Annotated in this window: 20 protein-coding genes; 15 read left to right on the top strand and 5 right to left on the bottom strand. The window is 69.0% G+C overall.

Annotated features, from left to right (window positions below):
- Positions 1-11: 11 nt before the first annotated feature.
- The 3 genes from MicroSTF_RS07780 to aceA all read right to left on the bottom strand — a co-directional run bounded on the left by MicroSTF_RS07780 (position 12) and on the right by aceA (position 3631).
- Entirely contained in the window at positions 12-443 is a 432-nt protein-coding gene (locus MicroSTF_RS07780) for a hypothetical protein (RefSeq protein ID WP_029258928.1), read from the bottom strand.
- Positions 444-541: 98 nt separating this feature from the next.
- Positions 542-2212 carry a malate synthase A gene (gene aceB, locus MicroSTF_RS07775; protein WP_029258927.1) on the bottom strand — a complete coding sequence of 557 codons (1671 nt, stop codon included), beginning with the start codon at positions 2210-2212 and terminating at the stop codon, positions 542-544.
- A 93-nt stretch (positions 2213-2305) separates the two neighbouring features.
- Complete coding sequence (gene aceA, locus MicroSTF_RS07770; RefSeq protein WP_029258926.1) at positions 2306-3631, bottom strand: isocitrate lyase; 1326 nt, start codon at positions 3629-3631, stop codon at positions 2306-2308.
- 133 nt (positions 3632-3764) lie between these two features.
- On the opposite strand from aceA, the gene MicroSTF_RS07765 reads away from it, so the two are divergent.
- From MicroSTF_RS07765 to MicroSTF_RS07730, 8 genes are all read left to right on the top strand, one after another.
- Positions 3765-5216 carry a helix-turn-helix domain-containing protein gene (locus MicroSTF_RS07765; protein WP_021201088.1) on the top strand — a complete coding sequence of 484 codons (1452 nt, stop codon included), beginning with the start codon at positions 3765-3767 and terminating at the stop codon, positions 5214-5216.
- 297 nt (positions 5217-5513) lie between these two features.
- The gene (locus MicroSTF_RS07760; RefSeq protein WP_416338467.1) at positions 5514-7058 is read left to right on the top strand and encodes a glucoamylase family protein; all 1545 of its coding nucleotides are present in this window, start codon (positions 5514-5516) and stop codon (positions 7056-7058) included.
- A gap of 36 nt (positions 7059-7094) precedes the next feature.
- Positions 7095-7721, top strand: coding sequence for a TetR/AcrR family transcriptional regulator (locus tag MicroSTF_RS07755; protein WP_297555824.1), 627 nt, complete (start codon positions 7095-7097; stop codon positions 7719-7721).
- Between the two features lie 239 nt (positions 7722-7960).
- On the top strand, positions 7961-9064 hold the full coding sequence (locus MicroSTF_RS07750) for an ABC transporter substrate-binding protein (protein WP_029258922.1): 1104 nt from the start codon (positions 7961-7963) through the stop codon (positions 9062-9064).
- Complete coding sequence (locus tag MicroSTF_RS07745; RefSeq protein WP_021201084.1) at positions 9064-9861, top strand: ABC transporter ATP-binding protein; 798 nt, start codon at positions 9064-9066, stop codon at positions 9859-9861. Before MicroSTF_RS07750 ends, MicroSTF_RS07745 begins: the two co-directional genes overlap by 1 nt.
- On the top strand, positions 9854-10702 hold the full coding sequence (locus MicroSTF_RS07740; protein ID WP_021201083.1) for an ABC transporter permease: 849 nt from the start codon (positions 9854-9856) through the stop codon (positions 10700-10702). Before MicroSTF_RS07745 ends, MicroSTF_RS07740 begins: the two co-directional genes overlap by 8 nt.
- A 116-nt stretch (positions 10703-10818) precedes the next feature.
- Positions 10819-12198, top strand: a complete 1380-nt coding sequence (locus MicroSTF_RS07735) for an NtaA/DmoA family FMN-dependent monooxygenase (protein WP_297555828.1) — start codon at positions 10819-10821, stop codon at positions 12196-12198.
- Positions 12191-13075: a ribokinase gene (locus tag MicroSTF_RS07730; RefSeq protein WP_297555830.1), complete on the top strand. Its 885-nt coding sequence runs from the start codon at positions 12191-12193 to the stop codon at positions 13073-13075. Before MicroSTF_RS07735 ends, MicroSTF_RS07730 begins: the two co-directional genes overlap by 8 nt.
- Before the next feature lie 2 nt (positions 13076-13077).
- Here MicroSTF_RS07730 and MicroSTF_RS07725 read toward each other — a convergent pair whose 3' ends face one another.
- Entirely contained in the window at positions 13078-13683 is a 606-nt protein-coding gene (locus MicroSTF_RS07725; RefSeq protein ID WP_297555833.1) for a PadR family transcriptional regulator, read from the bottom strand.
- A 103-nt stretch (positions 13684-13786) separates the two neighbouring features.
- Here MicroSTF_RS07725 and MicroSTF_RS07720 point away from each other — a divergent pair, with 103 nt between their 5' ends.
- Entirely contained in the window at positions 13787-14311 is a 525-nt protein-coding gene (locus MicroSTF_RS07720) for a flavin reductase family protein (protein WP_021201079.1), read from the top strand.
- Positions 14308-14715 (top strand): riboflavin kinase, encoded by a 408-nt coding sequence (locus MicroSTF_RS07715; RefSeq protein WP_315069528.1) that lies wholly within the window; start codon positions 14308-14310, stop codon positions 14713-14715. The genes MicroSTF_RS07720 and MicroSTF_RS07715 overlap by 4 nt, the downstream gene beginning before the upstream one ends.
- Before the next feature lie 154 nt (positions 14716-14869).
- Here the strand turns inward: MicroSTF_RS07715 and MicroSTF_RS07710 are convergent, their stop codons facing one another.
- Positions 14870-16378: a PucR family transcriptional regulator gene (locus MicroSTF_RS07710; protein WP_322954640.1), complete on the bottom strand. Its 1509-nt coding sequence runs from the start codon at positions 16376-16378 to the stop codon at positions 14870-14872.
- A gap of 99 nt (positions 16379-16477) precedes the next feature.
- Between MicroSTF_RS07710 and gabT the strand changes: the two genes are divergently transcribed.
- From gabT to MicroSTF_RS07685, 5 genes are all read left to right on the top strand, one after another.
- Entirely contained in the window at positions 16478-17842 is a 1365-nt protein-coding gene (gene gabT / locus MicroSTF_RS07705; protein WP_029258916.1) for a 4-aminobutyrate--2-oxoglutarate transaminase, read from the top strand.
- 107 nt (positions 17843-17949) lie between these two features.
- Complete coding sequence (locus tag MicroSTF_RS07700) at positions 17950-19332, top strand: NAD(P)/FAD-dependent oxidoreductase (protein ID WP_322954636.1); 1383 nt, start codon at positions 17950-17952, stop codon at positions 19330-19332.
- A complete protein-coding gene (locus tag MicroSTF_RS07695; protein WP_322954634.1) occupies positions 19332-20216 on the top strand; it encodes a universal stress protein in 885 nt (294 codons plus the stop codon). Before MicroSTF_RS07700 ends, MicroSTF_RS07695 begins: the two co-directional genes overlap by 1 nt.
- On the top strand, positions 20216-21763 hold the full coding sequence (locus tag MicroSTF_RS07690; protein ID WP_029258915.1) for an APC family permease: 1548 nt from the start codon (positions 20216-20218) through the stop codon (positions 21761-21763). The genes MicroSTF_RS07695 and MicroSTF_RS07690 overlap by 1 nt, the downstream gene beginning before the upstream one ends.
- A gap of 22 nt (positions 21764-21785) precedes the next feature.
- Positions 21786-23252 carry an NAD-dependent succinate-semialdehyde dehydrogenase gene (locus MicroSTF_RS07685; protein ID WP_029258914.1) on the top strand — a complete coding sequence of 489 codons (1467 nt, stop codon included), beginning with the start codon at positions 21786-21788 and terminating at the stop codon, positions 23250-23252.
- Positions 23253-23291: the final 39 nt, after the last annotated feature.

Genomic DNA, 23291 nt, shown 5'->3' with positions numbered 1-23291 from the left:
GCTGCCGCGGGTCAGGCGCCGTAGGACGCGGGCAGTGCGCAGTAGTCGGCGAACCGCCGCGTCGGGTGCGCGGGGTCGGTCACGTCGACGATCGCACCCGCGACCGTGTGCGGTGGCTCGTCGCCGGCCAGCTGCCACACCGCGTAGTTCCACATGCCCCTGGTGCGCTCGCCGAGCAGAGCCGCCGGTCCGGAGACGAGCAGGATGTCGCCGCTCTTCGGGCCTTCGCGGAACGCGGTGACCACGGAGCGGAGCTCGGCCTCGGCACCGTCCGGTGAGTGGTCGCGGATGACCGGCTGCCCTGACGCCGTCAGCGCGGCCGCGAGGTCGTCTGCCGCCTGTCGCGAGCGCCCGGCATCCGCCCCGGCCACCGCGAGCAGTCGTCGGCCGCGCGGGTAGAAGTGCAGGAACTCGGAGGCGATGTCCGCCCAGACGTCGGTCATGCCTCCAGGCTACGCCCGGGGAGGGGTATGGGAGCGGGAGCAGAGGGAGCCCCCGGGACCACGGCGGATGCCGCAGTCCCGGGGGCTCCCTCCTGTGCTCAGTCCTCGTCGATCAGGAACCGGCTGTAGGCGCCCAGTGTGAGGAAGGTGGGGAACTCCTCCTGGAGGGCGACCTCGCGGAAGATCTCCGCCGCGTCGTCGTACCGGTCGCCGTGGCTGCGCGTCGCCTGCGCGAGCACCTGGGCGATCAGACCCTCGATGTACTCCGCCGTGATCGGGGTGCCGTCCTGAGTGGTGCGGTCCTGGTGGATCCACTGCCACACCTGCGAGCGGCTGATCTCGGCCGTCGCGGCATCCTCCATCAGGTTGTCGATCGCCACGGCCCCGAGTCCGCGCAGCCAGGCCTCGAGGTAACGGATGGCGACCGACACGTTGTCGCGCACGCCCTGTGCTGTGATGGGCCGGCCGATGTGCAGGTCGAGCAGGTCGCGGGCCTCGACGTGCACGTCGTCACGCTGGCGGTCGACCTGGTTGGGGCGGTCGCCCAGCACGGCATCGAACTCCGCCTGCGCCGTGGGGATCAGGTCGGGGTGCGCCACCCAGGTGCCGTCGAAGCCGTCGCCGGCCTCGCGCTTCTTGTCGGCGGTGACCTTCTCGATCGCGCGTGCCGTCACCTCGGGGTCGCGGCGGTTGGGGATGAACGCGCTCATGCCGCCGATCGCGAAGGCGCCCCGCTTGTGGCAGGTCTGCACGAGCAGATCGGTGTACGCCCGCATGAACGGCACCGTCATCGTGACCTCGCTGCGATCGGGGAGCACGAAGCGCGCCCCGCGGCCGCGGTAGTTCTTGATGATCGAGAAGATGTAGTCCCAGCGGCCGGCGTTCAGGCCCGCGCAGTGGTCGCGCAGCTCGTAGAGGATCTCGTCCATCTCGAACGCCGCCGGCAGGGTCTCGATCAGCACGGTCGCGCGGATCGTGCCGTGCGGGATGCCGATGTACTCCTCGCTGAACGAGAAGACGTCGTCCCACAGCTTCGCCTCCTCGCTGGACTCCAGCTTGGCGATGTAGAAGTACGGTCCGCGACCGCCGTCGATCAGCGCCTGCGCGTTGTGCAGGAAGTAGAGGCCGAAGTCGACCAGGGAGCCGGATGCCGAGGTGCGACGACCGGCGCGGTCGATGAAGGCGATGTGCTTCTCGGGCAGGTGCCACCCGCGAGGGCGCATCACGATCGTCGGCGTGCGCTCCGCCGTGACGCGGTACTCCTTGCCGGGGCCGGATTCAGAGGCAGGCGATGTGAACGACAGCTCGCCGCGGATGGCGTCACGGAGCGACAGCTGCCCCTCGATGACGTTCTTCCAGGTCGGGCTCGTGGCATCCTCCTGGTCGGCGAGCCACACCCGCGCGCCGGAGTTCAGCGCGTTGATCGTCATCTTCGGGTCGGTCGGTCCGGTGATCTCGACGCGGCGATCCTCGAGACCGGGCCCGGCACCGGCGACCCGCCAGTCGCGATCCTCACGGATGTGGGCGGTGTCGTCGCGGAACTTCGGGTCGTGACCGTTGCCGATCTCGAAGCGACGGCGCATGCGGTCGGCGAGGCGGTCGTGGCGACGGGAGGCGAAGCGGTGGTGCAGCTCGGTGAGGAAGGCGACCGCTTCGGGGGTCAGGATCTCCGCGTAGCGGTCGCGGAGGGGGCCGGTGACCTTGATCGCGGGACCCTGCTGGGTCGTCTGGATCGGAGCCGTGGTCGGGGGAGCGGTGGGAGTGGTCATGATCGTGGGTCCTTTGAGTCGTGTCGAGTACTGCGACGAATGCGTCGAGCACCGCGACGAAGAGGGGCCACGCGCCCGGAGGGGGCGTGGGGATCAGTGGAACTGCGCGGCTTCGGTGGAGCCGGCGAGGGCGAGTGTCGCGCTGTCGGGGTTGAGCGCGGTGGAGATGACGTCGAAGTAGCCGGTGCCCGCCTCGCGCTGGTGCTTGGTGGCGGTGTAGCCGTCTGCTTCTGCGGCGAACTCGGCTTCCTGCAGCTCGACGTATGCGCTCATGGCGCGATCGGCGTAGCCGCGGGCGAGGTCGAACATCGAGTAGTTCAGGGCGTGGAAGCCGGCCAGCGTGATGAACTGGAACTTGTAGCCCAGGTCGGCCAGCTCCTGCTGGAACGTCGCGATCTCGGCGTCCGACAGGTGCTTCTTCCAGTTGAAGCTCGGCGAGCAGTTGTACGCCAGGAGCTTGCCGGGGAACTGCTCGTGGATCGCTGCGGCGAACGAGCGGGCGAGCTCGATGTCGGGCTCTCCCGTCTCGACCCACAGCAGGTCGGCATAAGGGGCGAAGGCGAGGCCGCGGCTGATGACCGACTCCAGTCCGGGCCGGATCCGGTAGAACCCCTCGGTGGTGCGCTCGCCGGTGGTGAACTGCTGGTCCCGCTCGTCGACGTCGCTGGTGAGCAGGTCGGCGGCGAGGGCATCGGTGCGGGCGATGATGACGGTCGGCACTCCGGCGACGTCGGCCGCGAGGCGGGCCGCGTTCAGGGTGCGGATGTGCTGCTGGGTGGGCACGAGCACCTTGCCGCCGAGGTGGCCGCACTTCTTCTCGCTGGCCAGCTGGTCCTCCCAGTGGATGCCGGCGGCACCGGACTGGATGAGCGACTGCGCCAGCTCGTAGGCGTTCAGGGGTCCTCCGAAGCCCGCCTCGGCGTCGGCGACGATCGGTGCGAGCCAGTCCTGCGTGGTCTCGCCCTCAGCGTGCTCGAGCTGGTCCTGGCGGATGAGCGCGTTGTTGATGCGGCGCACGACTGCCGGCACCGAGTTCGCGGGATACAGCGACTGGTCGGGGTAGGTCTGGCCGGCGAGGTTGCCGTCGGCGGCGACCTGCCATCCGGAGAGATAGATGGCCTTGAGTCCCGCCCGCACCTGCTGCACGGCCTGGCCGCCGGTGTAGGCGCCGAGCGCACGGACGTAGTCCTCGGTGTGCAGGAGGTTCCAGAGGTTGTCGGCACCGCGATGGGCGAGCGTGGCCTCTTCGCGGACCGAACCGCGGATGCGGATGACGTCTTCGGCCGAGTAGGTGCGCTCGACGCCGTCCCAGCGGGGGTCGGTGTCCCAGATCTCCTGGAGCTCGGCGGCCGTCTGAACCTGGTCGCCGGCTCGCAGACCGGCGGGGCGGGGCGTCGGGGTGTGGGCGGTGTTCGTCATGGTGTCTCCTCGGTGGATCCGGCGGCTGTGCCGGTGTGGCGTGGTTCCACTGTGCGTGAAGTTCGGAGGGCTGATCGACCGAATGTGAGGAGAAGATCGATGGAAATTCTGTTTCTGTGACAGAATCGGCCGCATGAGCACCATCGACGCTGCAGAAGAGGCCGACGCTCTCACGATCGGCCGCCGCATCCGCCAGCTCCGCACGGCGAAGGGCATGACCCTCGACGACCTCGCCTCCGCCGTCGATCGGGCGCCGAGCCAGATGTCGATGATCGAGACCGGAAAGCGCGAACCCAAGCTCACGCAGCTGCAGGCGATCGCCCGGGCGCTCGGGGTCACGATCGATGCGCTGCTGGAGGGCGAGCCGCTCGACGAGCGCAGTGCGGTCGAGATCGCGCTGGAGCGGGCGATGAAGGGGCAGACGTTCCAGGCGCTGGGCATCGAGCCTTTCCGCATCGCGAAGAGCCTGCCGACCGACGCTCTGAAAGCACTGCTCGCCCTGCACGGCGAGATCGACCGGCTCAAGGATGAGCGGGCCGCGACACCGGAGGAGGCCCGGCGGGCGAACGTCGAGCTGCGGCACCTGATGCGTCGGCAGGACAACCACTTCGCCGACCTCGAGGCGAAGGCCGCCGAGATCCTCTCCGCGGTCGGTCATCCGGGTGGTCCGCTGACCCAGCGCACGGCGTCCGAGATCGCGGCCTACCTGGGCTTCACCCTGCACTACGCGCCCGACCTGCCGCAGACCACCCGGAGCGTCGCCGACCTCGCGAACGGCCGGCTCTACCTGTCGAGCAGCGTGCCCGCGAAGGGCGATGCCCGCACCGCGGTGCTGCAGGCGCTGTCGAGCCGCATCCTCGGGCACTCCGAGCCGCGCAGTTACGCCGAGTTCCTGCGTCAGCGCGTGGAGACGAACTACCTCACCGGTGCGCTCCTCATCCCCGAGGCGCATGTGGTCCCGGCGCTGAAGGATGCCAAGCAGCGCCGGGCGATCTCGATCGAAGACCTGCGTGACGCCTACTCGGTCTCGTATGAGACGGCTGCGCATCGGTTCACGAACCTCGCTACCCGGCACCTCGACATCCCCGTGCACTTCCTCAAGGTGCATGAGTCGGGCACGATCACCAAGGCGTACGAGAACGACGACGTGAACTTCCCCACCGACCGTCTCGGGGCCATCGAGGGGCAGATGTGCTGCCGCCGGTGGACCTCGCGCGTGGTGTTCGATGAAGACGACCGCTTCAACCCGTATTACCAGTACACCGACACCGGGAACGGCACGTACTGGTGCACCGCCCGGGTGGAGTCGTCGAGCGAGGGGCTGCACTCCGTCAGCGTGGGCGTGCGCTTCGACGACACGAAGTGGTTCGTGGGGCGCGACACCTCGCATCGGGGCGTCTCGAAGCACTCGGTCGAGGTGTGCTGCCGCCGGGCGCCGGCCGACCTGGAGGACCGCTGGCGAGACAACTCCTGGCCGAACGTGAAGACCCCGCGCACGCTGCTGGCGACCCTTCCGACCGGGGCCTTCCCCGGCGTCGACACGACCGACGTGTACGAGTTCCTGGAGGCGCACGCCCCCCGCTGACCCCGCCCGTCCCCGCCCTCCGCCCTCCGCCCCGCTCCCGCCCGCCCCGCCCTCCGCCTCCGCTCCCGCCCGCTCCGCCCGGCGTTCCGGTCGCAGTTGCTGCCGCCCGGGAGCGGCGAAGGCGACAGGAAGTGCGACCGGAGCGGATGGATCGACTCGCGCGGGCATCCTGCGCAGGCTACGGAGCGGACGGAAGCGGGGGTTGAGCCAACACTGAACACCTGTTAGGTTTTCGCGTGTGGAGTGGCTCCGGTCAGCGGCGCCCGTTCTCGATGAGGAGACGTGATGAAGCGATGGATGAGCACACTGGCCACGGTCGGACTGGTCGTCTCAGGCCTGGCCCTGGCCGGACCGGCGGCGGCGGGAGGCGGCCGTCAGGGCGACGCCGAGCTCACGCGCTGGGCGCAGGACACCTGGGGCTCCCTCGCGGCGATGACCGATGAGGAGACGGGCCTTCCGGCCGACAACATCACCGGCGACCTGCAGACCCCCAGCGCATACACTTCTCCGACGAACATCGGCGGATACCTGTGGTCGACCGTCACGGCGCGAGACCTCGGCATCATCGGCGCCGACGAGGCGCGCAGCCGCATGTCCGCCACGCTCGACACCCTCGAAGGGCTCGAGCGCAATGACGCGAGCGGCATGTTCTACAACTGGTACTCGCCCACGACGGGGGAGAAGCTGACGACCTGGCCCGACTCCGGCGATCCGGTGCATCCGTTCCTCAGCACGGTCGACAACGGGTGGCTGGCCGCCGCCCTGCGTATCGTCCGCGAGGCGGATCCTGCCCTCGCGGTGCAGGCGGACGCCCTCTACGACTCCATGGACTTCGCCTCGTTCTTCGATCCCGCGGGTGCCGCCGGCCTCCCCGCCGGCACCAACCGCGGCGGTTTCTGGGACGAGGTGCCGCCGGACTGCAGCGTCGCGGCCCCGATGTACAACGGATCGGGCGAGACCGCGTATTACACCTGCCACCACTACGACACGACGGTGAGCGAGAGCCGCATCGCGACCTATCTCGGCATCGCCAACGGGCAGATCCCGGCGACGGCGCTCTACGGCACGCACCGCACGATGCCGCCCGGCTGCGACTGGGCCTGGCAGGAGCAGCTCCCCCAGGGGAAGTACCGCACCTACGACGGCGTCGAGGTATGGGAAGGCGCGTACAGCTATGACGGTATGTCGTTCGTCCCCAGCTGGGGCGGCAGCATGTTCGAGTCGCTGATGCCCGACCTGCTCGTCCCGGAGACGAAGTGGGGTCCGAAGTCGTGGAAGCTCAATCATCCGATCACGGTCGCCGTGCAGAAGCAGCACGGGCTCGACGAGGCCGGATACGGGTATTGGGGCTTCTCGCCCGCGAGTGATCCCTTCGGCGGATACGCGGAGTACGGCGTCGACATCGCGGGCATGCGGTCTGACGGCTACACGTCCGACGTGGAGAAGACCGACGTCGATGTGGACCGTCCGGGCTGTGCGGTGGGCACGAACCCCGCTCCCGAGTTCGGCGACGGCGTGATCACGCCGCATGCGGCCTTCCTCGCGCTGCCCTATGACCGCAGGGGTGTGCTGCGCAACCTCGAAGGCATCGAGGAGGATCTCGGCGCCTATGGCCCCGGTGGGTTCTACGACGCGGTCGCCGTGAAGAGCGGCACGATCGCCGAGCGCTACCTGTCACTCGACCAGTCGATGATCATGGCGGCGATCGGCAACGAACTCACGAAGGATAAGCTCAAGGACTACTTCGTGGATCGCGAGATGGAGAAGCTTCTGCGTCCCGCGATGCGGCAGCAGGAATTCAGCTCGTCGTGGGGTGCGGGCGGCAACGGCCACCAGGGCTGAACCGCCGCTTCCCTCGACGAGGGATGGGAGTGGGCAGTGGGAACGGACGGCCAGTCGACAGCGGGTCGTGGCCCCCGTGGCTCCTACGCCACGGGGCAGGCGCGACGGCAGGCGATCGTCGACGAAGCGCTGGTCGTGTTCTCCCGGACCGGATTCCACGGCGGGTCGCTGCGGGAGATCGCGAAGCGCGTCGGCGTGACGCCTGCCGGCCTCCTGCATCACTTCGCCGACAAGGAGGAGCTGTTCGCCGAGGTGCTGCACCAGCGCGACGAGAAGGTACGAGCGGCCGCGGGCGATCCTGCGGAGCACACCCTCCTCGAGCAGGCGAAGAGAGTCGTCGCCCACAATCAGACCTCGCGCGGCCTCACATCGTTGTACGCGATCGTCTCGGCCGAGGCGACCGATCCGGAGCATCCGTCGCACGCCGAGTTCGCCGCCCGCTACCGGGCACGAGCCGACGAAGCCGTGGAGATCCTCCGCCGTGGGCAGGAAGCCGGTGAGGTGCGCGACGACATCGACCCCGCGCTCGCCGCACGCCTGATCAGCGCCGTCATGGACGGGATCCAGCTGCAGTGGCTCCTGGACGAATCCGTCGACATGGTCCCGCTCTTCGACGAGTTCGTGCGCCGCTACCTCTACCCTGCCGACCCTCCCCGGCCCTGACGGCTCCCGCTCCGCCCGCGCTCCCGCTCTGTGTCGTCGAGTGCACGGCTTCCTGCCGAGTGCACGGCTTCTCGACGTCGACAAGTCGTGCACTCGGCGAGTTCGCGTGCACTCGACGCCCGTCCAGCCCCCGTCCGTGTCGTGCCTGTCGTCAAAAGTTAGTTTGATCTTGCTTAGTCAATCTTGACTATGTTACTTTCATCGAGCCATCAACGACGAACGGCCGAGAAGGGACCCTCATGGCTACTTCCTCTGCGGAAACCCGATTCCGCATCACTGCCACCCTGACGTGCGTTCTCGCCGCCACGCTGACGCTCGGAGCATGCTCCGCGCAGACGCCAGGCGGCGATACCGCCCCCACGAGTGCGAGCGACACCGACGCCTGCAAGCGGAATCAGGATGCCGGCACCATCACCTACATCTCCGGCTACGGCTACTCCGCCAGCGCCGGCCAGCTCGACGTGTTCCTCGCCGAGGAGCTGGGCTACTTCGACGACCTGTGCCTCGATGTCGAGATCAACGCCTCCGGGGCGAACGGGCAGCAGCTCGTGGCATCCGGTCAGGCCCAGTTCACCGCTCTCGGTTCTGCATCCGACGTCATGCTGGCGGCGGCGAACAGCAAGAACCTCACGGCGGTCGCCACCTACGGCACGACCCCGCCGTTCTCGATCTTCGGCAACGAGAAGCTCGAGAGCCTGAAGGACCTCGAGGGCGGATCGCTCGGATACTTCATCAACCTGACGCCGATCGCCTCGGCCATGCTCGACGAGGCCGGCGTCGACGTCTCGAAGGTCGAGATGGTCAAGATGACCAACTACGACCCCACGGTCGTCGTCCGCGAGCAGGTCGACGCGATCGTCGGCTACGCCTCCAACCAGCCGCAGTCGCTCAAGGCTCAGGGCCTGCCGTTCAGCGAGTTCCTCCCCGCCGATCTCGGCGTCGAGGGTACATACAACGTGATGGAGGTGAATTCCCGATTCCTCGACGAGCACCGCGAGGTCGCCGCCGACTTCATGCGGGCGAGCCTCAAGGCGCTGCAGTACTGCCTGGACGAGTCGGATGCCTGCATCGACAAGCTCGCGAAGCTGGCCGAGGACAGCGGTCAGGGTGCAGCGTTCCCCCGCGACCAGCTCGCCCGCACGTGGGAGGTGGAGTCCGCGTGGGTGCGCGAGAGCGCCGGCGGGAACCCCGGCGTGCAGAACGAGTCGATGTGGGAGCCCGAGTACGCCCTCGTGAAGAAGTACGGCGACGTCAAGGAGCTGCCCGCGATCGCCGACATGATGGACGCCGACCTGGTCGCCGACCTCTACGACGGCGACGCCCTGATCTGGCAGGAGAAGTGATGACGGTCGCACACGGCGCCGGCGTCGAGGTCAGGAACGTCTCGAAGTCGTTCGGCGTCGACGGCGCGAAGGTCACCGTGCTCGATGATGTGAGCCTGACGATCGGCATGGGCGAGTTCGTGTCGGTGATCGGCCCGAGCGGCTGCGGCAAGTCCACACTGCTCAAGGTCGTCGCCGGCCTTCTCGACGCCGACTCCGGAACCGTCACGATCGACGGCGAGAGCGTCACGGCGGCTTCGCGCGACAAGAAGATCGGTCTCGTGCCGCAGTCGCCCGCACTGCTGCCGTGGAAGACGGTGCGCGAGAACGTCGAGCTGCCGGTGCGGATCAACGCCAAGGCCAACGCCGGGCGAGCGCTCCGTGATCCCGCGGAGCTGCTGGCCACCTTCGGGCTCGGCCAGGCGATGAAGAAGTACCCCGGACAGCTGTCGGGCGGCATGCAGCAGCGTGCCGCGATCGCGAGGGCGTTCGTGTTCGACCCGGCCATCATGCTGATGGACGAGCCGTTCTCGGCGCTCGACGAGATGAACCGCGACCTGCAGCGGATCGCGCTGCTGGAGTTCTGGCAGTCCAACCGCAAGGCCGTCATGTTCGTCACGCACTCGGTGCCGGAGGCGATCATGCTCTCCGACCGCATCGTGGTGATGGCCGCGCACCCGGGGCGCATCGCCCAGGTGATCGATGTGAACCTGCCGCGGCCGCGCACCGAAGAGGCCTACGCGACGGACGAGTTCCGCGAACTGGAAGCAGTCGTGCGCGGTGCGCTGCGCGCGCAGACGGAGAAGGCCCATGTCTGAGCTGACGATGAGAGACACGACCGCGACCCTCGCGACCGCCCGCCTGAAGGCCCAACCACGCCGGGGAGTTCCTTCCTGGCTGCGCTGGGGAGCGTGGGGACCCACGTTGATCACCTTCGTGATCGCCGCTCTCCTCTGGCAGGTCGTGGCCTGGACCAACCCGTACGTGCTGCCGACTCTGGAGGCGATCGGCGCCAGCCTCGTCGATGACGCCGGCATGTACTGGTCGAACTTCCTCGTCACGCTCCTCGAGGTGGTGGTCGGCGCCGCCGCCGGCATCCTCGCCGGATTCCTCCTGGCGGTCGTCATGGCGGAGTTCCAGATCATCGAGCGGGCGGTCATGCCGCTGGTCATCATCGTGATGGTGACCCCGATCGTGGCGATCGCCCCCGCACTGGTCGTGGCCTTCGGCTTCGGCATGGTGCCGAAGTTCATCGTGACGGGGCTCGTGGTGTTCTTCCCGATGCTCGTGAACTCGCTCGCGGGTCTGCGCGACGTCGATCAGAAGGCGCTCGACGTCTTCAAGACGCTGCACGCCTCGCGGTGGGAGATCTTCCGCGAGCTGCGCTTTCCCGGCAGCATGCCCTACGTGTTCGCAGGGCTCCGCATCGCCCTGCCGCTCGCGGTGGTCGGCGCGGCGGTCGCCGAGTTCGTCGCGGCGGGACAGCAGGCCGGTCTCGGCTCGCTCGTCACCACGTCTGCGGCGCAGGCGAACCTCGCGGTCACCTGGGCCAGCATCGCTCTGCTCTGCCTGCTCGGAGTGCTCCTGATCATCGTCCTCGCCCTGGTGCGCAAGCGCGTGCTCTGGTGGAGCGACGGCGAGGTCACGGCCAAGGGCTGACGCGGCACCCTCACCCCGGGACGGGTGCCCCCCAACCCGTCCCGGGGTTCCTCCGGCGTGCCCGGAACCACTCCAGAACCACCAGAACGAACCACCCACAAGGAAGGCACCCGCACATGACCGATCAGAACACCGTCAAGCAGTTGCGTCTCGGCCTCTTCGAGAACGCCCAGGCGAACGACTCCGGCACTGCCACGTGGCGGCACCCCGACAACGGGCGCTACCTGTTCGACAAGCTCGAGTACTGGCGCGACACCGCGCGCATGGTCGAGGACGCGGGGTTCGACTTCCTGTTCCTCGCGGATGCCTGGGGGTGGGCCGACGTCGCCGGCGAGCGCCCCGACATCTGCTCCCTCGAAGGCCTCGATCTGCCGCGTCTGGACCCGGCGATCATCCTCGCCGCTCTCATCCCCGAGACGACGCGCCTGGGGCTCGTCGCCACCGGCTCGACGCTGCTCGAACCGCCCTATTCGTTCGCGCGACGGATGGCGACGCTCGACATCCTCTCCGGCGGCCGCATCGGCTGGAACGTTGTCACCACCGGCACGGCGGACACGGCTGTGCAGGGCTTCGGCGTGCCGATGGTCGGCCACGACGAGCGCTACCTCATGGCCGACGACTTCATGCAGGTCGTCTACAAGCTGTGGGAGCAGGCGTGGGAGGAAGGGGCTCTGGAACGCGACAAGTCCGGGCGCTTCGCCGACCCGTCGAAGGTGCACCGCATCGCCCACGACGGCCCGTACTTCCGATCGCACGGCTACGGCAACACCTCGCGCTCGCCGCAGGGTACCCCGGTGCTGTTCCAGGCCGGCGCATCCCCCGCGGGTCGAGAGTTCGGGGGCAAGCACGGCGAGGCGATCTTCGTCGGCAGCGGCTCGGTGGAGCAGCTGCGTGCGCACTCGTCGGCGATCCGCGAAGAGGCCGTCAAGAACGGCCGCGGGGCGGACGAGGTGAAGATCATGTCGGCATTCGCCGCGATCGTCGGCAGCACCGAGGAAGAAGCGCAGCGCAAGTACGCCGAGGTCGCCGACGCGCAGAACCCCGACGTCACCGTCGCCTCCTACGCATGGTTCACCGGCCTCGACCTCTCAGCCTATGCGCCGAACACGCCGATGTCGGAGCTGAGCACCGAGCTGTCGCAGACCCAGGTCGCCCGCTTCGCCGACAAGACGGTCGGCGACGTTCTCGGAGACTGGCACGCGCACGGCGTCGGCGCCCGCCCGATCGTCGGCACCCCCGAGCAGGTGGCAGACCGGATGATCGAGCTCGCCGACGGCGCCGACCTGGACGGATTCCTGTTCGCTCCCGTCATCCCGCCGGCGTCGACGGTCGACTTCATCGAGCACGTGCTGCCGATCCTCAAGGAGCGCGGTGCGATCGCCGAACCCTCGGCCGAGCCGCAGTCGCTGCGTGAGCGTCTGATCGGCACGCCGACGCCGGCGCTCGCCGACTCGCACACCGGCTCCCGGTACCGACGGACGATGTCGCGTGTCTGACACGCTCACCGGTGTCGCCGTCGTCGGGAGCGCGAATCTCGATCTCGTGGTCGAGGTTTCGCGCCCTCCCCGCGTCGGCGAGACCCTGCTCGGTCGGGCCGGCGGCCGCTTCGCCGGGGGCAAGGGGCTGAATCAGGCCGTCGCCTCCGCACGCAGCGGGGCTCCGACCCGGTTCTGTGCGGTGGTCGGAACGGACGAGGCCGCCGACGTGCTGCAGCAGACGCTGGCGGATGCCGGAGTCGCGGCGGCCCTGCGCCGGAGTGCCGCCGTTCCGACCGGCGTCGCCCACGTGCTGGCCTTCGACGACGGCGACAACAGCATCATCGTCGCGGCCGGTGCGAACGCCGAGCTCGACGTCGACGACGCGGTCGCCGGGATCGCGGGCGCGGCGGTCGTGCTCGCGCAGCTGGAGGTTCCGCTCGCGAGCGTGGCGGCTGCCCTGCGCGCGGGCCGGACGGCCGGAGCCCTGACGATCCTGAACGCCGCGCCCGCACACGCCGGGGCGGTCGAGATGCTCGGCGACGTCGACGTGCTGGTGGTCAACGAGACCGAGTGCGCCGCGCTCGGCGGCATCGACCGGCTGCACGCCGCCGGAGCCCCGGTCGTGGTTCTCACCCGGGGTGCCGGGGGAGTGGTGCTGCATCGCGCGGGGACCGATCCTCTTCAGGCCGACGCGTTCCGGATCGATCCGGTGGATACGACCGGCGCCGGCGATGCGTTCTGCGGAGCGTTGGCCGCCGCGCTCGCCCAGGGAGAAGCAATCGAGACGGCGCTGATCCGGGCCTGTGCGGCCGGCGCCGTGGTGGCGCAGCATCGGGGTGCGACGACGTCGGCCCTGTCGCGCGAGTCGATCGACGCGCTCGTCTCGTCGCGCTGACCTCAGGCCGAGGTGCCCGCCTCGGCCGACGCTGCGCCCTCGGTCGTCTCGCCGGCGAACGTGTACTCTCCACCACGCAGACGTTCCAGCAGGTCGAGCAGCCACTGCTTCTCGGCCGTGAGGCGGGCTGTGGAGAGGTCGAAGATCTCCCGCACGTACTTGGGCGTCGTCTCGGAGCGCAGCGTGTCCTGCACGTCGAAGCCGTTCTGCGTGATGATCGCGTCGCTCTTGATGAGGCGGTGCTCGAGGCCGGCGATCACCTCCTGCCGACTCAGAACGAACATGAACGAGGCGACGGTCATGATGGCCTGGGTGTCGAAGGCTGCGACGTTCCAGAGGTTCTCGCGCAGCATGCGCTGCAGTTCGACCTCGCCGGCCGGGGTGATGCGGTAGGTGGTCCGCGCCGGGCGCTTGCCCTCGGCCTCGGTGCCGCTTTCGGCGATGTAGCCGTCGACCTCGAGGGCGCGCAGGGCGTTGTAGATCGATCCGGGTTGGATATGCGCCCACTCGTCGACGTGCCAGGTCATGAGTTCGCGACGGAGGAAGTACCCGTGCACGGGCTGGAACTGCTTCACGGCGCCGAGGACGACGAGGCGGGTGGTCGACATGCCCCTCATGCTAACGGCTGGCCTTCGCCTTTCCTGTTGTTTGCATGATCAAAGTTGCCTATTATCAAAACTAGTCAAAGTTGACTAACGAAAGGAAGCCGAAATGACGACTGTCGTGACCGACGCGCTGACGAACGATACGGTCCCGCGCGACCTCGCCCTCCGCCGGGCCTTCTCGGTGTACCCGACCGGCGTCGTGGCCCTGGCCGCGCACGTCGACGACCGTGCCGTGGGAATGGCGGTCAACTCCTTCACCTCGATCTCGCTCGAACCGGCGCTGGTGGCCATCAGTGCCGCCCGTACGTCGAAGACCTGGCCGGTGCTGCGCACCGTGCCCGAGCTCGGCATGAGTGTGCTCGCCGCGCACCACGAGCCGCTCAGCCGCTCGCTCTCGGCGAGGGAAGGCGACCGGTTCGGCGGCCATGAGTGGCGCCGCACCGATGGCGGAGCCGTGCTGATCGCGGACGCAGCGCTCTGGCTCACGTGTCGCCTGCACAGCACGTTCGACGGCGGCGACCACGAGATCGCGCTGTACGAGATCGCCGACATCACGCTGTTCGACGACGTCGAGCCTCTGGTCTTCCATCAGAGCCGCTACCGCTCGATCGCCGCCCCCGAGAACGCGTGAGCGCGTCGCCGCCCGGGACGATCGTCGGACTGGTCGTCCCCGGCGACGGTCGGGGTCGCGAGCTCGGCTTCCCGACGGCGAACCTGGCGCTCGACCACGAAGATCTGCCCGACGACGGGATCTACGCGGCGTGGGTGCGGATCGACGACGACCCGCTGTCGTGGGCGGCGAGTGTCAGTGTCGGGATGAACCCGACCTTCGACGGCGATCGCGAGCGACGCGTCGAGGTGCACCTGCATGATGCCGACATCGACCTCTACGGTCGGCGCCTGTGCGTGACCCTCGTCGCGCGCCTTCGTCCGACGCTGCGGTTCGACGGCGTCGAGGCGTTGATCGCCCAGACTGCCGATGACGTCACGCGGTGCCGGGCGGTGCTGGCTGCGGGAGCGCGCATCCACTCCTGACCCGCGCTTGGCCCGATGTTGGCCCGCTGCTCCGGTTGCAGTTCCTGCCGCTCAGACGTCGCGGGGGTGGCGCGAAGTGCGACCGGAGCGTTCCCGCCGCGCGGGGTGCGAGCAGGAAGCACGTGGATGTTCGGGAGCGTGCAGCCGCCCCGGCTCAGTCGCGGGCGGTCTGCAGGATCGTCCAGAGCTCGGCGCGGGCGGGGAAGGTCGACAGGTCGACGTCGAGCAGCGCGCCCGCGTGGGCGATGCGGGAGCGCAGGGTGTGCCGATGCACTCCGAGCGCGACCGCGGCGGATTCCGCTTTCGCGTCATGCTCCAGCCAGGTGCGCAGCGAGCGTTCGAGCTCGGCGCCGGTACGGGCGTCGTGCTCGCGCACCGGGGCCAGGCGCGATTCGGCGACGAGGCGCGCCTCGTCGGTCGCGAGGGCCGTGAGGATGCTCGACCCGACGGTTTCGGAGTAGCGGGCGACCCCGTGGGTGCCCTGCTGACGCAGCGCCGTGAGCGCCTGCGCGTGTGCCCGGGCGAACGAGTCGTACCCTTCGGGATCGGAGACGCCGATGCGGATGCCGAAGCGGGCGGCGACCTCGTCGAGCAGGGCCTCGTCTCCGGCTGAGACGCACATCGTCACCCCGTCCTCGGATTCGGCGAGGAAGATCGAGGTCCCGTGCTCGGCGCGGTGCCGCTCCCACCAGTCGGCGAGCGGCCCTGCCGGCGCGTCGGCGGCGACGGCCACGAGCACGGGTGCGGTGGGCAGGCTGCCCAGCACCCTCCTGGCCAAGGTGGGGTCGTCGGCGAGGAGCGATCTGAGGAGCTGCGCGTGCAGGCGACGACGGCTGCGGGCGAGCTGCTCGCTCTGCTCCATCGCGAGTCCTGCCATGGCGATCACCGAGGTCACGACCGACCGGGCTTCGGGATCGAGCGTATCGACGGCGAGGGCGATGACGCCCCGCAGATGGCCGCCGCGGCCGACCGTGAACAGCATGAACGAATGGTCTTCGATGCTGAGCGACTGCCCCGCCTCGAGTCCACGGGTCAGGATCTCCACCGCGCGATTCCCGAGCTCGTCGAGCACACGGGCCTCCACCGTTTCCCGAGGGTGGGAGAGGGTGAGCGCTCCGGCGGCGTCGAACATCCCGGCCCAGACGCCGATTCGCCGCCCGAGTTCGGCGATCGTCGCATCGAGGCCGTGCGGACGGAGGGCGGCGAGAGCGAGGGCACGCTGCGTGTCGAGGGCCCAGGACCGTCGGGCATACGCCTGAGCCGCGATCGCCTCGGAGTGCGCGCGGGCGACGGCGATGAACGGGGTGCGGTACGGGACGGCGAACAGCGGCATCCCGTGCGCGGCGCACGCGTCGACGAGCTCTTCCGGGATGCCGGACCGGTGCACCTCGGTGCCGAATCCCAGACCGATCACCCCGCGGTCCGCGAGCCGCCCGACGTACGTGTCGATGCTGACGGCTTCGTCGAACTGGGTTCCGGTGGTCAGCAGCGCCAGGTCTTCGGACAGGAACGGGGTGGGGTCGGCGAGATCGGAGCTGTGCACCCAACGCAGCGGGCGGTCGAGTGCTCCATCGGGGATGGCGCCTTCGCGCGGGATCAGGGAGAGCCCGAGATCGCGACGCTGCAACAGGGCGCGCAGGGTCGGCTGGGCGGTGACGACCACAGTGACCTCCGGCGGGTTGTACGAGCGGGCGATTTGCTTCTCCAGATTGTACAGACCGGTGAGTGCAGCCGGCTCGGTGGCCGCCGTACGCTCGCGAACATGGCACTCCTCGACACCGCAGCCCCCGCAGTCCCTCTCGGCGGACCCGACCTCCCCCAGGAGCGTCGTCTGGTCACGGATCTTCCCGGCCCCCGTTCCGCCGAGATCCTCGCGCGCAAGGCGGATGCCGTGGCAGCGGGCGTCGGACACACCGTTCCGGTCGCCGCTGTGGCCGCCGGTGGCGGCGTCGTCGTGGACGCCGACGGGAACTCGCTCATCGACCTCGGCTCCGGCATCGCCGTGACCACCGTCGGCAACGCGCACCCCAAGGTCGCCGCGGCCGTCGCCGCTCAGGCCGCGCAGTTCACCCACACCTGTTTCATGATCTCGCCCTACGAGTCGTACGTCGGCGTCGCCGAGGCGCTCAACCGCGTGACCCCCGGTGACTTCGCCAAGAAGAGCGCCCTGTTCAACTCGGGCGCCGAGGCGGTTGAGAACGCGATCAAGATCGCCCGCAAGCACACCGGTCGCCAGGCGGTCGTCGCCTTCGACCACGGCTACCATGGCCGCACCAACCTGACCATGGCGCTCACCGCCAAGTCGATGCCCTACAAGAGCGGTTTCGGCCCCTTCGCGCCCGAGGTCTACCGGGCGCCGATGTCGTACCCGTTCCGCGACGGACTCGATGGACGTGAGGCCGCGGCCCGCGTCATCCTCCAGCTCGAGAAGCAGATCGGCGCCGACAACCTGGCCGCGGTCATCATCGAGCCCATCCAGGGCGAGGGCGGCTTCATCGTCCCCGCCGACGGGTTCCTCCCCGCGATCGTCGAGTGGTGCCGCGCGAACGGCGTCGTGTTCATCGCCGACGAGGTGCAGACCGGCTTCGCCCGCACCGGGCACATGTTCGCGAGCGAGATCTTCGGCATCGAGCCCGATCTGATCACCACGGCCAAGGGCATCGCCGGCGGCCTCCCGCTCGCTGCGGTCACCGGTCGCTCCGAGATCATGGACGCCTCGCACTCGGGCGGCCTCGGTGGCACCTACGGGGGCAACCCCATCGCCTGCGCCGCAGCCCTCGCCTCGATCGACGTGTTCGAGAACGACGGCGTGATCGAGCGGGCGCGCGAGATCGGCACGATCCTCATCGACCGCCTCACCGCGATCCAGCAGAACGACCCGCGCGTCGGCGACGTCCGCGGCCACGGTGCGATGATCGCCGCCGAGTTCGTCGACCCCGAGACCAAGGCGCCGAACGCCGCTCTCACGGCCGCCGTCGCCAAGGCGTGCATCGCGCAGGGCGTCATCGTCCTCACCTGCGGAACCTACGGCAACGTCATCCGCTTCCTCCCTCCGCTCTCGATCGGCGACGACCTGCTGAACGAGGGACTCGACATCGTCGCCGCCGCCCTGGCAGCCGCCGAATAGCATCCGGGCCGCACTCCCGTGCGGCCCGACCCCCTGTCCGGTCGCGACCCCAATCGGGGGATTTCGGGTCGCGACCGGCACTACTTCCCCCAACGAAGGAGTTGCAGATGTCTGAGATCACCCGCGACGTACTCATCATCGGCGCCGGAGCCGCAGGGCTCACCGCCGCGAACGACCTGCGCAAGGCCGGCCTGTCGGTCGCCGTGCTGGAGGCCCGCGACCGCGTGGGCGGACGCCTGTGGACCGACGTCATCGACGGCGCCATGCTCGAGATCGGCGGTCAGTGGGTCTCGCCCGATCAGGATGCGCTCAAGGACGCCATCGATGAGCTGGGCCTCGAGACCTACAGCCGCTACCGCGAAGGCGACAGCGTCTACGTCGGCCCCGACGGGAAGACGCACCGTTTCACGGGGGAGATGTTCCCCGTGTCGCCGGAGACCGAGGCCGTGATCGCCCGGATCACGGGCATCCTCGACGCCCTGGTCGCCGAGATCGACCCCGATCAGCCGTGGGCGCACCCGAACGCCGAGGAGTGGGATTCGATCACCTGGGACGCCTGGCTGCGCTCGCAGACAGATGACGACGAGGCCGTGCGCAACCTGGCCTTCGCCACGGGATCGGCGATGCTCACCAAGCCCACGCACTCGTTCTCGCTGCTGCAGTCGCTGCTGATGGCCGCATCCGCCGGTTCGTACTCGAACCTCGTCGACGCCGACTTCATCCTCGACAAGCGCGTGGTCGGCGGTCTGCAGCAGGTGCCGCTGCGTCTCGCCGAGCGCCTGGGCGACGACGTGCTGCTGAACCAGCCGGTCCGCAGCCTCGAGTGGTCGGACGCGGGGGTCGTCGCCACCACCGACGAGCTCACGGTCCGCGCCCGCCACGCGATCCTCGCGCACGCGCCGGTGCTGTACAGCCGTATCTCCTTCGATCCGCCGCTGCCGCGTCGTCAGCACCAGCTGCACCAGCACCTCTCCATGGGCTTCGTCATCAAGGTGCACGCGGTCTACGATCGTCCGTTCTGGCGCGAGCAGGGTCTCAGCGGCACCGCGTTCAGCCCGTACGAGCTGTCGCACGAGGCGTACGACAACACGAACCACGGCGACGAGCGCGGCACCCTGGTGGGCTTCGTCTCCGACGCCAACGCCGACGGCGTGTTCGAGCTCTCTGCCGAGGAGCGCAAGGAGCGCATCCTCGAGTCGCTCTCGCACTATTACGGCCCCGAGGCCAAGAACCCGGTCGTCTACTACGAGAGCGACTGGGGCAGCGAGGAGTGGACGCGTGGTGCCTATGCCGCGAGCTTCGACATGGGCGGCCTGCACCGTTACGGCGCGGACCTGCGCACGGCGGTCGGCCCGATCCACTTCGCCTGCAGCGACATGGCCGGAGCCGGGTACCAGCACGTCGACGGTGCGATCCGGATGGGACACCTCGTCGCATCCAACATCGTCGATGCGAGCCGCGAGTCCGGCGCTGTCGAGAGCAGCAGCTGATGACCGGCTCGGTCGTCGTGGGGTACACGGCGACGGATGCGGGAGCGGATGCCGCGGCGCTGGGCGCGCGCATCGCCCGCAGCCTGGGCGCGACCCTGCACCTGGTGATCGTGCTGCCGAACGAAGGAACACGCAACGCCGCGGTGCCGCCGGAGCGCGCCTATGAGGAGCACATCCGGTCGCAGGCCAGGAAGTGGCTCGCCGACGCCGTCGTCCGGCTGCCGCAGGGGCTGACCCGCAGCGGTCACGTCCGCTTCTCCGAATCGTTCGCCGAGGGGCTCATCGCCGCCGGCGAGGAGTTCGGCGCCCGCGTGATCGTGATCGGTGCGGCGGGCGGGGGCATCTTCGGACGCCACCGGCTCGGGAGCGTCGCCTCCGAGCTGCTCCATTCGTCGACCATCCCGGTCGCACTGGCTCCGGTGGGCACCGCCCAGCAGGACGACCACGTCATCCCGCGCGTCACGGTCGCCGTCGGATCGAGGCCGGGCGCCGATGCGCTGCTCGACGAGGCTGTCGCCCTCGCCGGCGACAGCGGCGTCGACCTGCGCCTCGTGTCCCTCGTGCCGTTCGATGTGCCCCCGGGGCTCGATACGGGCGCGATCCGCACGGTCGGTGACGACCACGGGCAGGAGGTCCTCGCGATGGCGACAGAGCTGCTCCCCGACGGGCGCACCGCCGCCGTCGAGAAGGCTCCGGGCGACACCGTCGAAGATGCGGTCGCGAACCTCTCCTGGCTTCCCGGCGAGGTGGTCCTGGTCGGCTCCAGCAGGCTGGCGCAGCCCCGTCGTCTCTTCCTGGGCTCCACGGCGGCGAAGATGCTGCACGAGCTGCCCGTCCCCATGATCGTCGTCCCGCGCACCCGCAACGAAGCAGGAGAACGCTGATGAGCAGCACCAACCGGGCGACGGAGCCCGAATCCGGTGTCACGACCGGGATCTCCACCAAGGGCCTGAGCGCCGGAACGGTCGGCCTGATCGGCGCGGTCGTGATCGGCATCTCGTGCATCGCACCCGCCTACACCTTCACCGCCGCCGTCGGCCCTGTGGCCTCCACGGTGGGGTCGCAGATCCCCGCGATCATCCTGGTCGGTTTCATCCCGATGCTCCTGGTCGCCTTCGGGTACCGCGAGCTCAACAACCGGATGCCCGACTCCGGCACCTCGTTCACCTGGGCGGCCCGCGCCTTCGGTCCGTGGGTGGGCTGGATGGCGGGCTGGGGCCTGGTCGTCGCCACGATCCTCGTGCTGTCCAACCTCGCGGGCATCGCCGTCGACTTCCTCTTCCTGCTGATCTCGCAGATCACGGGCAACCCCGACATCGCCTCCCTCGCGAGCGTCACCTGGATCAACATCGGCGTGTGCCTGCTGTTCATGCTCGGGGCGACCTGGATCTCGTACCGCGACATGCAGACGACCCAGAAGCTGCAGTACTGGCTCGTCAGCTTCCAGATCCTCGTCCTGCTCTTCTTCGCCGGTGCGGCGATCGTGCAGGCCGTCAACGGCAACGGCTTCGACTACCAGCCCTTCGATCTGAACTGGTTCAACCCGTTCGCGATCTCGTCGTTCAGCGCCGTCGCCGCCGGACTCTCGCTGTCGATCTTCATCTTCTGGGGCTGGGACGTCACCCTCACCATGAACGAGGAGACCAAGGACCCGGAGAAGACCCCGGGTCGCGCGGCCACCGTCACGGTGCTGATGATCGTCTCGCTCTACCTGCTGCTCGCGGTGGCGATGATCATGTTCGCCGGTGTCGGCACCGGTGCGCTGGGTCTCGGCAACGAGGACATCCAGGAGAACGTGTTCTTCCACCTCTCCGGCCCGATCCTCGGCCCGCTCGCCTTCCTGGTGTCGCTCGCGGTGCTGACCAGCTCGGCGTCGTCGCTGCAGTCCACATTCGTGGGACCGGCGCGCACGCTCCTGGCGATGGGGCACTACGGCGCCCTGCCCAAGTCGTTCGCGAAGGTCAGCCCCCGCTTCTTCACCCCGGGGTATGCGACCATCATCTCCGCCATCGTCGCGTCGGCCTTCTACGCCGTGATGCGCGTCGTGAGCGAGGACACGCTGTGGGACACCATCCTCACGCTCGGCATGATGATCTGCTTCTACTACGGGATCACCGCCTTCGCGTGCGTCTGGTACTTCCGCAAGCAGTGGTTCGACTCGACGAGGAACTTCTTCTTCACGTTCCTCTTCCCGCTCGTCGGCGGTGCGATCCTCGCGGTGCTGTTCTTCACGACGCTGATCGACTCGATGGACCCGGCCTACGGCTCGGGTTCTCAGATCGGCGGCGTCGGCATCGTCTTCATCCTCGGAATGCTGATCATCGGCGTCGGCATCGTCGTCATGGTCTGGAACGCCATCAGACGGCCGGCGTTCTTCCGCGGTCAGACGCTGAGCATCGACGCACCTCCCAGCCGACGCACGCGCTCCTAGCCCTCCTCACAGAAAGAGAATCATGAGCACTCAGACCGAACAGGCGCTCCTGGACAGCATCCCCACCGGCCTCTTCATCGGCGGTGAGTGGATCGACGGCGAGACCGGCGGCACGTTCGACGTGCAGGATCCCGCGACCGGTGCCGTGATCCGCACCATCGCCGACGCGACGCCCGCAGACGGCATCCGCGCCCTCGATGCGGCCGTCGCCGCGCAGGACGCGTGGGCCGCGACGGCTCCGCGCGTGCGCAGTGAGATCCTCCGCCGGGCATTCGACCTCGTGCAGGAGCACAAGGAGGACCTGGCGCTGCTCATGACGCTCGAGATGGGCAAGCCGCTCGCCGAGGCGCGTGGCGAGGTCGGCTACGGCGGCGAGTTCCTGCGCTGGTTCAGCGAGGAGGCCGTGCGCATCAGCGGCCGCTACGGCATCAACCCCGAGGGCACCGGTCACATGGTCGTGTCGCAGCGCCCGGTCGGACCGTCGTTCTTCGTGACGCCGTGGAACTTCCCGTTCGCGATGGCGACGCGCAAGATCGCTCCCGCACTCGCGGCCGGCTGCACCGTGGTGATCAAGCCCCCGGCACTCACGCCGCTGACGACGATGTACTTCACGAAGCTGCTCGAAGAGGCCGGCCTTCCCGCCGGTGTCGTCAACGTCGTGCAGACCTCGAAGTCGAGCGCGCTGTCGGCGCCGATCATCGCCGACCCGCGTCTGCGCAAGCTCTCCTTCACGGGCTCGACCGAGGTCGGACGCAAGCTCATCGCCCAGGCGGCGGAGGGCGTGCTGCGCGTGTCGATGGAACTCGGCGGCAACGCCCCGTTCGTGGTGTTCGACGACGCCGACCTCGACAAGGCCGTGGACGGTGCGCTGGCCGCGAAGTTCCGCAACATCGGACAGGCCTGCACGGCGGCGAACCGTTTCATCGTGCACAAGGACGTCGCGGGCGAATTCGCCAAGCGTGTCACCGAGCGCGTCAACGGCATGAAGATCGGCCGTGGCACCGAAGAGGGCGTGGCGATCGGACCGCTCATCGACGCGGATGCGGTCGCGAAGGCCGGCGAACTCGTCGACGATGCGGTCGGTCGCGGTGCGACGCTGCTCGCCGGTGGCAAGGCTGTGGAGGGCACGGGCACGTTCTACGAGCCGACCGTGCTGACCGATGTCGTCGCGGGAAGCGCGATCCTCCGCGAGGAGATCTTCGGGCCGGTGCTCGCGATCGCGACCTTCGAGACCGAGGAAGAGGCCGTGCGCCTGGCGAACGACACCGAGTACGGACTCGTGTCGTACGTCTTCACCGAGAACCTGCAGCGCGGCCAGCGGATGATCGACGGGCTCGAGACCGGCATGATGGGTCTCAACGTGGGCGTTGTCTCGAACGCGGCCGCACCCTTCGGCGGCGTCAAGCAGTCCGGCGTCGGCCGCGAGGGCGGCTTCGAGGGCATCCACGAGTACCTGTCCACCAAGTACACGCTGATCCCGGTCTCCTGATTTCCGATGCGGGGCCCGCGCGTCGGGCCCCGCACCACC

This window comes from Microbacterium sp. STF-2 (assembly GCF_034650155.1).
Taxonomy (GTDB): domain Bacteria; phylum Actinomycetota; class Actinomycetes; order Actinomycetales; family Microbacteriaceae; genus Microbacterium; species Microbacterium maritypicum_A.
The sequence above is the reverse complement of the archived record's forward strand: the minus strand, read 5'-3'. Positions and strand labels throughout refer to the sequence as shown.

Coding starts and splice junctions, on each gene's coding strand:
- MicroSTF_RS07780 (WP_029258928.1), bottom strand. CDS start 443: ATGACCGACGTCTGGGCGGACATCGCCTCCGAGTTCCTGCACTTCTAC.
- aceB (WP_029258927.1), bottom strand. CDS start 2,212: ATGACCACTCCCACCGCTCCCCCGACCACGGCTCCGATCCAGACGACC.
- aceA (WP_029258926.1), bottom strand. CDS start 3,631: ATGACGAACACCGCCCACACCCCGACGCCCCGCCCCGCCGGTCTGCGA.
- MicroSTF_RS07765 (WP_021201088.1), top strand. CDS start 3,765: ATGAGCACCATCGACGCTGCAGAAGAGGCCGACGCTCTCACGATCGGC.
- MicroSTF_RS07760 (WP_416338467.1), top strand. CDS start 5,514: ATGAGCACACTGGCCACGGTCGGACTGGTCGTCTCAGGCCTGGCCCTG.
- MicroSTF_RS07750 (WP_029258922.1), top strand. CDS start 7,961: ATGGCTACTTCCTCTGCGGAAACCCGATTCCGCATCACTGCCACCCTG.
- MicroSTF_RS07745 (WP_021201084.1), top strand. CDS start 9,064: ATGACGGTCGCACACGGCGCCGGCGTCGAGGTCAGGAACGTCTCGAAG.
- MicroSTF_RS07740 (WP_021201083.1), top strand. CDS start 9,854: ATGTCTGAGCTGACGATGAGAGACACGACCGCGACCCTCGCGACCGCC.
- MicroSTF_RS07735 (WP_297555828.1), top strand. CDS start 10,819: ATGACCGATCAGAACACCGTCAAGCAGTTGCGTCTCGGCCTCTTCGAG.
- MicroSTF_RS07725 (WP_297555833.1), bottom strand. CDS start 13,683: ATGTCGACCACCCGCCTCGTCGTCCTCGGCGCCGTGAAGCAGTTCCAG.
- MicroSTF_RS07720 (WP_021201079.1), top strand. CDS start 13,787: ATGACGACTGTCGTGACCGACGCGCTGACGAACGATACGGTCCCGCGC.
- gabT (WP_029258916.1), top strand. CDS start 16,478: ATGGCACTCCTCGACACCGCAGCCCCCGCAGTCCCTCTCGGCGGACCC.
- MicroSTF_RS07700 (WP_322954636.1), top strand. CDS start 17,950: ATGTCTGAGATCACCCGCGACGTACTCATCATCGGCGCCGGAGCCGCA.
- MicroSTF_RS07695 (WP_322954634.1), top strand. CDS start 19,332: ATGACCGGCTCGGTCGTCGTGGGGTACACGGCGACGGATGCGGGAGCG.
- MicroSTF_RS07690 (WP_029258915.1), top strand. CDS start 20,216: ATGAGCAGCACCAACCGGGCGACGGAGCCCGAATCCGGTGTCACGACC.
- MicroSTF_RS07685 (WP_029258914.1), top strand. CDS start 21,786: ATGAGCACTCAGACCGAACAGGCGCTCCTGGACAGCATCCCCACCGGC.